At 59.2% G+C, this 10766-nt stretch carries 9 protein-coding genes; 4 read left to right on the forward strand and 5 right to left on the reverse strand.

Translation table 11 applies throughout. From position 1 onward, the window contains the following. Window positions 1-451 (forward strand): hypothetical protein (locus QMM04_RS01465; protein ID WP_282995509.1); only part of this gene is annotated, 451 nt, incomplete at its 5' end. Between the two features lie 19 nt (window positions 452-470). Next, window positions 471-1760 carry an HAAAP family serine/threonine permease gene (locus QMM04_RS01470; RefSeq protein WP_282995510.1) on the forward strand — a complete coding sequence of 430 codons (1290 nt, stop codon included), beginning with the start codon at window positions 471-473 and terminating at the stop codon, window positions 1758-1760. Between the two features lie 99 nt (window positions 1761-1859). Here the strand turns inward: QMM04_RS01470 and QMM04_RS01475 are convergent, their stop codons facing one another. The 3 genes from QMM04_RS01475 to dbpA form a co-directional block, all read right to left on the reverse strand. Continuing rightward, window positions 1860-3416 (reverse strand): methyl-accepting chemotaxis protein, encoded by a 1557-nt coding sequence (locus tag QMM04_RS01475; RefSeq protein ID WP_058758001.1) that lies wholly within the window; start codon window positions 3414-3416, stop codon window positions 1860-1862. A 572-nt stretch (window positions 3417-3988) separates the two neighbouring features. Further along, the gene (locus tag QMM04_RS01480; protein WP_021507259.1) at window positions 3989-4951 is read right to left on the reverse strand and encodes a chemotaxis protein; all 963 of its coding nucleotides are present in this window, start codon (window positions 4949-4951) and stop codon (window positions 3989-3991) included. 141 nt (window positions 4952-5092) lie between these two features. Next, window positions 5093-6472: an ATP-dependent RNA helicase DbpA gene (gene dbpA, locus QMM04_RS01485; protein ID WP_058758000.1), complete on the reverse strand. Its 1380-nt coding sequence runs from the start codon at window positions 6470-6472 to the stop codon at window positions 5093-5095. Between the two features lie 391 nt (window positions 6473-6863). Here dbpA and QMM04_RS01490 point away from each other — a divergent pair, with 391 nt between their 5' ends. Then, complete coding sequence (locus QMM04_RS01490) at window positions 6864-7061, forward strand: hypothetical protein (protein WP_010618157.1); 198 nt, start codon at window positions 6864-6866, stop codon at window positions 7059-7061. Window positions 7062-7170: 109 nt separating this feature from the next. On the opposite strand, the gene QMM04_RS01495 is transcribed toward QMM04_RS01490, so the two are convergent. After that, entirely contained in the window at window positions 7171-8532 is a 1362-nt protein-coding gene (locus QMM04_RS01495) for an amidohydrolase family protein (protein ID WP_058775189.1), read from the reverse strand. 89 nt (window positions 8533-8621) lie between these two features. After that, entirely contained in the window at window positions 8622-9482 is an 861-nt protein-coding gene (locus QMM04_RS01500; protein WP_031279666.1) for a LysR substrate-binding domain-containing protein, read from the reverse strand. An 87-nt stretch (window positions 9483-9569) separates the two neighbouring features. On the opposite strand from QMM04_RS01500, the gene QMM04_RS01505 reads away from it, so the two are divergent. After that, window positions 9570-10742, forward strand: a complete 1173-nt coding sequence (locus QMM04_RS01505; RefSeq protein WP_282995511.1) for a cyanate transporter — start codon at window positions 9570-9572, stop codon at window positions 10740-10742. Window positions 10743-10766 lie beyond the last annotated feature (24 nt).

Here is a 10766-nt window from a genome sequence, read left to right on the forward strand (position 1 = left end):
TGATTATGAATTTAAATACTATCACAGCGTACTATTTCCTTTATGCCCTCTACAGAATGCGGGCGTTCTGATTTTCAATTCTCCCGGCGTTATCCTCTGGCGACGTGCTGCGTTGCCCGAGGCTAGCTGCCGGGGGAGTTTCCTCCTCAGCGCTCTGCTGCTGGCAACATCCCCGCGCTTCATTCTCCCGCTCACGTCCACTTCGCGCTGTGTCTTGCACTCCTGGCGCTTCTCAGGTCAAATAGCGCCCCAGGCAATCGATTGCGTGCGTGTTTCGTGCGTTATTGTTGCTTTTATCGCCATCTCGCGCATTTTTACCGCCTTTGTGATGCATGTCTTGCGTTGCGGCAATCCACGCCGGGCAAAAACGGGTAGCATAGGCGCGTTTTGTGAAGCGACCGCACGCTGCAGGCCGCCGCGAATTTTTAGCCGTCGTTCCGGCTGCATTTGAGACAATTTTGGAGAGACAGATGGATAACTCACAAACCGGTACCCTCGGTACGGTGGAGGCGGCAGCTACCGGCTGGCGCAAGAGTGATACGGTGTGGATGCTGGGCCTGTACGGCACCGCGATTGGCGCAGGGGTGCTGTTTCTGCCGATTAACGCCGGCGCGGGCGGGTTGATTCCATTACTCATCATGGCGATTCTCGCCTTCCCGATGACCTTCTTTGCGCACCGTGCGCTGACGCGTTTTGTGCTCTCCGGCAAAAATCCCAATGCGGATATCACGGACGTAGTGGAAGAGCATTTCGGTGTCGGCGCCGGTAAGATCATCACGCTGCTCTACTTCTTTGCCATCTACCCGATCCTGCTGATGTACAGCGTAGCGATCACCAATACCGTGGACAGCTTTATTGTGCACCAGCTCGGGCTGGTATCGCCGCCGCGTGCGCTGCTGTCGCTGATTTTGATCGCTGGCATGATGACGGTGGTGCGCTTCGGCGAGCAGATGATTGTCAAAGCGATGAGCGTGCTGGTGTTTCCGTTTGTGGCAGTGCTGATGTTGCTGGCTGCGTATCTGGTGCCGCACTGGCACGGTGCGGCGCTGGAGACCTTATCGTTTGCGCAAAGCGGTAGCGACAGCAGTATCTGGATGACGCTGTGGCTGGCGATTCCGGTGATGGTGTTCTCCTTCAACCATTCGCCGATTATCTCGTCTTTTGCCGTGGCGAAACGCGCCGAGTACGGTGCCGGCGCGGAGAAGAAGTGTTCACGCATTCTCGCCAGCGCCCATCTGATGATGGTGGTGACCGTGATGTTCTTTGTGTTCAGCTGCGTGCTGAGCCTGTCGCCCGCCGATTTACAGGCAGCAAAGGCGCAGAACATCACCATTCTCTCCTATCTGGCGAACCACTTTAACGTGCCGATGATTGCCTGGATGGGGCCGATTGTCGCCATCGTGGCGATCACCAAATCGTTCCTCGGCCACTATCTGGGCGCGCGTGAAGGCTTTAACGGCATGGTGGCGAAGTCGCTGCGCAGCCGCGGCAAAACCATCACACCGCAGAAAATGAATCGCCTGACCACGCTGTTTATGCTGCTGACCACCTGGCTGGTTGCCACTCTGAACCCGAGCATTCTCGGCATGATTGAGACGCTGGGCGGGCCGGTGATTGCGATGATTCTGTTCCTGATGCCGATGTACGCTATTCATAAAGTCCCGGCGATGCGCCAGTACAGCGGCAAAATCAGCAACCTGTTTGTGGTGCTGGTGGGGATTCTGGCGATTTCATCCATCGCTTATTCGCTGATGAATTAACAGCAGGACGCGGTGCGCCGGACCCGATGCGCACCGCCATGACAACGCCAGCGACACTGAACGGCCCCGTCTGACGCATGCAGAACGGGGCTGTCTGTTTTAAACCGCAGCGGTTTTAAACACGCTCATCGACTGCGCCAGACGGTCGGCCTGCTCCTGCAGCGCCTGAGACGCAGCAGACGCTTCCTGCACCAGCGCGGCGTTCTGCTGCGTCACCGCTTCCATCTGCGTAATGGCCTGATTGATTTCACTGATGCCGCTGCTCTGTTCGCTGCTGGCAATGGTGATTTCGCTCATGATCTCCGCCACGCTGCTTACGCTATTGACCACTTCACCAATGGTTGAACCGGCGTGCGTCACCAGACGGCTGCCTTCATCCACCTTCGCCACCGAGTCTTCAATCAGCACTTTGATCTCTTTCGCCGCGGAGGCAGAACGCTGCGCCAGGTTACGCACTTCGGTAGCGACGACGGCAAATCCGCGACCCTGTTCACCGGCGCGCGCCGCTTCCACCGCCGCGTTGAGCGACAGGATGTTGGTCTGGAAGGCGATAGAGTCGATCACGCTGATGATGTCGACAATCTTCTTCGAGGAGAGGGCAATCGCCTCCATCTTCACAATCACCTGCTCCATCACTTCACCGCCTTCTTTGGCGACGCCGGAGGTTTTCGCCACCAGCGAGTTGGCTTCGCGCGCATTGTCGGCGTTGTGCTTCACGGTAGCGGTCATTTGCTCCATCGCGGACGCCGTCTCTTCCAGCGAGCTGGCCTGCTGTTCAGTGCGCGAAGAGAGATCGATGTTGCCGCTGGAGATCTGGTTGGACGCCACGGCGATGGTGTCGGATCCAGCGCGTACGTCGGAAACAATGGTCAGCAGGTTATCGTTCATCGCCTGCAGCGCCTGCATCAGCGCGCCAGTTTCATCTTTGCTGCGTATTTCAATGCGCGAGCTGAGATCGCCGGCAGCCACTTTGCTGGCGATGGTCACCGCTTCATTCAGCGGATGCACAATCGAACGGGTTAGCAGCCAGCCCATCACCACGGCAGCGAGAATGGCGAGCGCGGAGAACACCAGCGTGACTTCAATCGCCGTGGTGCCATCGTCGATAATGCCGGCGCCTTCCTGCTGGAGCTGTGAGGACTGGGAATCAGCAAACGCCACCGCCAGGTCGAGGTAGGCATTCTGCACGGCGGTAATTTTTTTCAGCACGTAGTAGCTGGCGTCATCGGCTTTACCGGCCCGCACCAGATCCAGCACCTCATTTTTCTGCTGTTCAAACTGCTGACTGGCAGCCAGCAGGCTGGCAATTTTCTTCTTGCCTACGGCGGTAATCTGAATTGCTTCGATCTTCTTCATCGCCGCGTTGGTACGGGCGGTGGCGTCTGCCAGCTGCTGAAAGCGCTGCACGTTGAACTGCGGTCGGGTGGTATCGATGACGATGCCGCGCAGGTATTTGATCTGATCGTTGACGCCATCGCGCACGTCAAAGCCGAGCCGCACTTTTACATAGCGATCTTCCACAATCGAAGTAATGCCGCTCTTGATGTTGTTGATCTTCATGATTGAGGTAATACCAATCACCACCAGTAGTGCCACCACTAAACCAAAGGCGATGCCCAGGCGGACGCCGACCTTCATATTCTTTAAGCTCAACATTGGATCTCCCCGCAATGCCAGAATGCTGTTGTATTAAAACGGAAACGCAGACGATGGGCCTGCAATATGTCGATGATGTGTAAAGGAAAGATTTTTTGCCATTGCGACGAGACGGGTCTGGCGCCACCAGCGCAGGCGCTAAAGTTATCGGTTGCTAATGTTTTAACTTTAATTTTTTAGGGATTTGTCACAAAACGGTTAAGAGGGCTTAAGGTTGATTAATCACTGGTCGTAATTAGCTGGCATCACGGCCTGTGCCGGTGCGCAAAATTGCGCACCCTACAAAAACGCGCAGAGGCGGATGCGATATCTGCATTATCCCGTCGCACAAACCGTAGCGGCGCGATTCATCGCGCATTTCATTTTCCGCACCGTGGCGGAATGCGCAATAAACTGCACCCTGCAAAAAACACGCAGAGGCCCTGTAGGGTCACCATTCATGGTGACCTCAGACGATTAATAGATCAGTAAGACAGGATAAATACGCCGTTACGGTAATGCTGCTGAAGGCAGGCGAGCGGGCACAAAAAAGGCGCGAACATCGCGCCTGAAGGGATAATCGGGGTAAGCGCTTAGCGCTTCTTCTCCAGCACGCGATAAATCACGCTGGAAAGCTCGTTGATTTCAAACTTAGCGACGTAACCGTCAGCGCCCACTTTGCGCACGTGATCTTCGTTGGCGCTGCCGGACAGCGAAGAGTGAATCACCACCGGAATCTGCCGCAGCGCGTCGTCGCGCTTGATGTTGCGCGTCAGGGTAAAGCCGTCCATCTCCGGCATTTCGAGGTCGGTCAGCACCAGCGCGATTTTGTCGTGAATCGACTCGCCGTTAGCCTGCGCTTCTTTCTGCATCTCGCTGATTTTAATCCACGCTTCAAGCCCGGTATTGTGCATGATGGCCGGAATGCCCATGCTTTTCAGCCCCTGTTCCAGCAGCTGACGCGCCACTTTGGAGTCTTCAGCAACAATCGCTACCTGGCCGGGTTTAAGGTTGAAATTCTTCGCCGTCTCTTCGCTCGGCTCAACACCACGCACCGACGGAATGATGTCATACAGAATCTGCTCGACGTCGAGCACCAGTGCCAGATTGTTGCTCTGACCGTCGGTGTCCAGACAGGCGATGCTGGTGATGTTACGGCTGCCGATGCCCGCTTCCGCCGTGTGCACCTGATTCCAGTCGAGACGCACAATGTTCTCCACCGATTCCACGGCAAATGCCTGGGTGCTGCGCGCGTACTCGGTCACCAGCAGCAGGTTGAGGCCGGTTTCCGGTTTGCAGCCAGTTACTGCCGGCAGGTCGATCACCGGAATAAACTGGCCGCGAATACTGGCCATGCCGAGCAGCGGTGAATTCATGCCGGCGGCGCGGGTAATCGTCGGCATCGGCACAATTTCACGCAGTTTAAATACGTTGATGCCGTACAGCTCAGACTTGCCTTTCAGCCGATCGGAACCCAGCCGGAACAGCAGCAGTTCGAATTTGTTAGAAAGCGCAAGGTTGGCGCGTTCATCGATCTCTTTCTGAAAATTATCCATTGTGGCCTCGGGGCAGAATCTGGGCGGAGTAAAGGGCAGGGCAATAGCGCCATGATTAACTTATCGGCAGCGGAGGAAAAAAATGAAGGGAAGGGCGATGAAAATTTAGCGTAAGGGCGATCGCCCTCACGCTCACGACAGTTACTTCAGCAGAATCGCGCGCACGCTTTTGCCTTTGATCTTGCCCTCTTTCAGCTTGATCAGCGCTTTCTTCGCCTGTGCGGCGTCAATGGCGACATACGCATGGGTCGGCGTAAGATCGATTTTACCGATCTGATCGCCGCTGAAGCCGGCTTCACCGGTCAGGGCGCCCAGAATATCGCCGGGACGCATCTTGGCTTTACGCCCACCGTCAATGCACAGCGTCATCATCGCCGCCGGCAGCGGCTGTGCGCCTTTGCCTTTCAGCGTGCTGGCCGGCTGCCAGTTGAGCTTCTGCTGCAGGTAATCTTCCAGCGCATGAGCGCGCACCATTTCGTCGGCCGCCACAAAGCTGACCGCCAGCCCCTGTTCGCCGGCGCGGCCGGTACGGCCAATGCGGTGAATGTGCACTTCCGGATCCCACGCCAGCTGGAAGTTAACCACCAGCGCCAGCGATTTAATGTCGAGGCCGCGCGCGGCGACGTCGGTGGCGATCAGCACGCGGATGCTGCCGTTGGCAAAGCGAATCAGCACGCGTTCGCGATCGCGCTGTTCCAGATCGCCGTGCAGCGCCAGCGCGCTGATCTGGCGATCGTTGAGCGCGGCCGCAATCTCATCGCATTCCCGTTTGGTGTTACAGAACACCACGCAGGAAGCCGGTTGCTGCTGGCTGAGCAGGGCGCTGAGCAGGTTGATACGCTCGCTGGCGCTGGCTTCAATAAACTGCTGCTCAATTGCCGGCAGTTCCGACTGCGCTTCGGTCGCTACTGCCAGCGCATCGCGCTGAAAGCGCTGACTCAGGCTGGCAATGGTATCGGGCCAGGTGGCGGAGAACAGCAGCGTCTGACGCGAATCCGGCGTAAAGCCAATGATGGCTTCCATATCGTCGCGGAAACCCATCTCCAGCATGCGATCGGCTTCGTCCAGCACCAGGCTCTGCAACTGACTTAAATCGAGATTGTCACGCTTGAGATGATCGAGGATGCGCCCCGGCGTGCCGACCACAATATGCGGCGCATGCACCAGCGAGTCGCGCTGCGCACTCATTGGCTGGCCGCCGCACAGCGTCAGGATCTTGATATTGCGGGTAAAGCGCGCCAGCTGACGCAGCACGTTGCTGACCTGGTCGGCCAGTTCACGCGTCGGGCACAGCACCAGCGCCTGGGTATGAAAACGCCCGCTGTCGATGCGGTTCAGCACGCCAATACCGAAGGCGGCGGTTTTGCCGCTGCCGGTTTGCGCCTGCGCCCGCACATCGCGTCCGCTAAGGATGGCCGGCAGGGAAGCGGCCTGAATCGGCGTCATGGCGTCGAAGCCCATCTCGCGCAGGTTGTCGAGCTGGCTGGCAGGCAGTTGCGTCAGGGTAGAAAAAGCAGTCACAGGAGCATCTCAGGTAGTAGCAGGAATAGCGGCGGCCAGTCTGGCAGAAAGGCGGGCTATCGGCAACGGCAATTGCGGTAATAATCACGCAGAGAAATTAGTCAGCCGTTGCGCTTTGTCAGGTCAATGATGAGGTGCAACTATCGCAAAGTTTTAATGAATGTTCCGAATTTCACACGAGGCAGCACGAACGGTAAAAACGCTTTTTCGAGGGAAAAAATGATATTAGCGGCAGGTAAGCGGCAATATCGCGGCATGTTACGGCTATTTTCAGTAAGATTTCGCTTATATGTTACCTGTTATGCGGAAAATCTGAGTAAAAATCCTAACCGCTTTGCTTTATATTTAGCGCGCCATTTGGCAATTAATAATTACTTCAGAGGTCACCTCATTGAGTCACTATGTCCAGGGACAAAACGAAGACGTTCTGAAAATCGTCGGCCGCGCCGTGCTAACGCTGCATCTGCATGGAGAGACGTTATCCTCCGATAAAGTCAGCTCCATGATTGCCTGTTATGCGGAAGAAGAGCCTGTTAATGACGATGAGCACCAGCGCCTGTATGCGCTGGCGATTCAGATGTTGTCTTAAATCCAGCATTATCATCGGGCTTGCCGCGCCGGTGTCATCTTCCAAAGCCTCCTGCGGGAGGCTTTTTTGTGGCCGGAACTGGCGTGCTGATGCTGGCTGCAATGCGCCTTCAGGCGCTGAATACCGGCGTGCCGCGCTGGAACGTAGCGCGCACCGGCGCAATGCGCGCCACGGCTTCCGCCGAGCAGCTGGCGTCGACCAGCATCATACTGGCTTCATCCTGCAGCTGCGGCCACTGGCGCTCACCGCTATTGGCGAGCGGCAGAATGCCGCCGGTGGCGATATGCAGCGCGCGGCTCAGGCCAAACTCATCCGATCCGCGATACAGCTGGGCATACAGATTGGCTTTCTCCAGCATGCTGCCGGTGCCGAATGGCGACCAGTGATCGATCACGCTGTCGGTGCCGGTCATCACCGTCACGCCCGCTGCCTGCAGCTGCGGCAATGGCATCGTCAGCTTGCCAATCGGAATCGTTGACGCCACGCTCATCTGCTGTTCGGCCATGCCGGCGATAATCTCATCCAGCGCCTTACCTTCCAGCGTGGCGAGCGCGAAACCGTGGCTCAGCGTCACTTTGCCTTTCAGCTGCGGGTTACGGGCGATAGTGGCGATCATGTACTGAATGGCTGCCACGCCGGCGGCGCTGGTCTCATGCAGGTGAATATCCACGCCGCGATCGTAATCCAGCGCGATGCGGAACATCGCATCAAGTGAAGCCTGCATGGCACCGTCCACGTTAGTGGGATCCAGCCCACCGACATACTGCACGCCGAGCTGCATCGCCTCACGCATCAGACCATCGACCTGCGAATGCAGCAAACCATGCTGCGGAAAGGCGACGATCTCACAGCGAAACGCCGGATGGTTGGCCAGCGCCAGCTGCAGATGTTCGAGACTTTTCAGGCCACTGACTGGATCGATGTTGCAGTGGCTGCGCGCTTCGGTGCTGCCTTTACTTTGCAGCAGGCCAATCAGCGCTTCGGCGCGCGCCTGCGAGGTTGGCAGCAGCTGGGGAATCAGCACCTGCTCGCGCGCAATCATATCCATGATGGTCTTGCCCTGCCGCGGGCGCGGTGCCTGCCACGGTCCGCCGTAGAAGGTTTTATCCAGATGGATGTGCATGTCCCGCGTGCGCGGTAACAGCAGCGCACCGCCGGCATCCCACTGCGGCAGGGCAGGCTGGCGCGCCTGGCCGGCGGCGCTAATGGCGCTGAACTTGCCTTCTTTAATGGTGATGTCGTACAGCGCAGTGCGGGTGGCGACTATCTCCGCGCCGTCGCGCTCAAATCCCTCTTCGAGGCGCACATTCAGCAGCTGATAGTGCGCCACGGCAGGCGGCGGGGTGGACGAGACCGGTGGTGTGTCGGGACGGGCGGCGCTGCTCATGCCAGCCATCATCAGGCTGCCTGCGGCAGTAAGGCGCACGCCGTGGCTGAGGAAATCACGGCGGCTGGAAGCGGTCAGAGGCATCGGAAACTCCAGGCAAAAGGAAAAAACCTAATCTGGCAAAACCGACGCCGCCGCGCTGCGATATTTCCCACTGCCAGGCAGTGGAAAAATCACTGCCACTGTAGCTGGCAGAATTGCACCAGCGCAGCGGCCAGCGCCTGTTGCAGCGCATCCTGCGGCTTACGGCAGAACAGCGCCAGCTCAAAATGGCTGATCACCGGTAAACCCTCAGCGCTGCCCAGCACGCGGTGACCGGGCAGGCGGCAGCTGGCGGGCAGCAGCGTCAGGCCGAGACCAGCGGCGCTGGCGCTGGCGAGGGCCACGAGACTGGCGCTGCTGTAGCTGATGCGCCAGCTGCGGCCGAGCGCATCCAGTGTCTGACACATCTCTTCGCGATACAGCCCCTGCTGCGGAAACACCACCAGCGGCAGCGGCGTCTGGTCAAAGCAGGGGTGTTCGGCACTGTCCAGCCACAGCAGTGGCTCGGGCCGGGCGGCCAGCGGGCGATCGCCGCCCGGCTGCTTGATCAGCATCAGATCCAGCTCTTCGCGCTGCCATGCGCGATGCAGATCGACGTACATGCCGCTCATCACGTCAAGACGCAGTTGCGGATGCTGTCGGCTGAATCCGGCCAGCAGGCTGGCGGTCGGGGCGGCAAAATCCTCCGGCACGCCAATGCGCACAATGCCGTCGCGCCACTTATCGCTCAGCACATCGTGCGCTTCGCCGTTAAGGGCGATGATGCGCCGCGCGTAGCCGAGCAATTTTTCTCCCTCTTCGGTCAGCGCCACCTGATGTGAGGTGCGCTGTAACAGCGCTTTACCCACCATCTCTTCCAGCCGCCGCACCTGCTGACTGACCGTCGACTGCGACAGGTGCACACGCTCGGCGGCGCGGGTAAAGCTGGCGGTCTCGCACACCGCCACAAAGCTTAATAGCTGCTGCGGCGTAAACATTGGCTGACGATTCATTTATCCACTGCCCATCATGGTGTTATTTCATTTCCAAATAGTACTGTCTGCTGCGATGCTGACAACCTTTTCACTGCAGGATGGGTTATGAACCGACATGCCAATACGTTAACGCTGGCTGCGCTGGTGCTGGCCGGGCTGAACATGCGCCCGCTGCTGACCTCGGTCAGTCCACTGCTGGGCCAGCTGCGCCACAGCCTGCATCTGTCAGGGCTGGCCGCCTCGCTGCTGCCGGCGGTGCCGATGGTAATGATGGGCGCGGTGGCGCTGTTCAGCGCCACGCTGATGCAGCGCGTGGCCTTAAAGCCCTTACTGCTGGCCGGGCTGACGCTGCTGCTGCTGGCGCTGGCGGCGCGCGGCGTAATCGACAGCGGCAGCGGGCTGGTGCTCAGCGCGCTGTTTGCTGGCATCGGCGTCGGCGTGGTGCAGATGGCGATGCCGGGACTGATTCGTCAGCGTTTTAGCCGGCGCAGCGCGGCGGTCACCGGGCTGTGGGCGGGCGCGCTGATGGGCGGCGGCGGACTGGGCGCGACGCTGTCGCCATGGCTCAGCGCGCAGCTTGGCGTACCGCTGGCGCTCAGCGGCTGGGCGCTGCCGGTGCTGCTGGCTATCCTGCTGTGGCTACTGGTGCGCGTGCCTGTCGCGCCGGATGCCGCGCAGGTAACGCTGCCGCCGCTGTGGCGTAAGCCGCGCGCCTGGTCGCTGGCGCTGAGCTTTGGCCTGGTCAATGGCGGCTATGCCACCTGCGTGGCCTGGCTGCCGGATGCGTATCACCGGCTGGGCTGGTCGGCGCAGGCCGGCGGCTCGCTGCTGGGCGTGATGATTCTGAGCCAGGTTGCCGGCGCGCTGCTGATGCCGCTGCTGGCGCGCGGTGCCGATCGCCGTCCGCAGCTGATTGTCAGTCTGCTGTGCCAGCTGGCCGGGATGAGCGGGTTTCTTTTTGCGCCACTGCTGGCGCCGTGGCTGTGGGCCGCCATCGCCGGCTTCGGTCTCGGTGCCGCGTTCCCGCTGGCGATGGTGCTGGCGCTCGATCATCTGCCGCAGCCGCAGGCAGGCGCGCGGCTGGTGGCCTTCATGCAGGGCGCAGGATTCATCATCGCTGGCTGCATGCCGTTTATTGCCGGTCAGTTGCAGGTGCTCACCCACAGCTTTGCCAGCGTATGGCTGATGCAGGGCGTCGTGACGCTGGGGCTGATCGGACTCAATCTGCGTTTTCATCCGCGCAGCTATGCGCGCGCCTTTGGTGCGGCTGCGCGCTGATTGGTCCTACCAATGTTATAAAAA

This window comes from Pantoea sp. Pa-EAmG (genome assembly GCF_030024295.1).
GTDB classification, from domain to species: Bacteria; Pseudomonadota; Gammaproteobacteria; order Enterobacterales; family Enterobacteriaceae; genus Pantoea; species Pantoea dispersa.

What these genes read in the sequence shown, in the direction of transcription:
- QMM04_RS01475 (WP_058758001.1), bottom strand. Translation starts at nt 3,416, where the DNA reads ATGTTGAGCTTAAAGAATATGAAGGTCGGCGTCCGCCTGGGCATCGCC.
- QMM04_RS01470 (WP_282995510.1), top strand. Translation starts at nt 471, where the DNA reads ATGGATAACTCACAAACCGGTACCCTCGGTACGGTGGAGGCGGCAGCT.
- QMM04_RS01500 (WP_031279666.1), bottom strand. Translation starts at nt 9,482, where the DNA reads ATGAATCGTCAGCCAATGTTTACGCCGCAGCAGCTATTAAGCTTTGTG.
- QMM04_RS01505 (WP_282995511.1), top strand. Translation starts at nt 9,570, where the DNA reads ATGAACCGACATGCCAATACGTTAACGCTGGCTGCGCTGGTGCTGGCC.
- QMM04_RS01480 (WP_021507259.1), bottom strand. Translation starts at nt 4,951, where the DNA reads ATGGATAATTTTCAGAAAGAGATCGATGAACGCGCCAACCTTGCGCTT.
- QMM04_RS01495 (WP_058775189.1), bottom strand. Translation starts at nt 8,532, where the DNA reads ATGCCTCTGACCGCTTCCAGCCGCCGTGATTTCCTCAGCCACGGCGTG.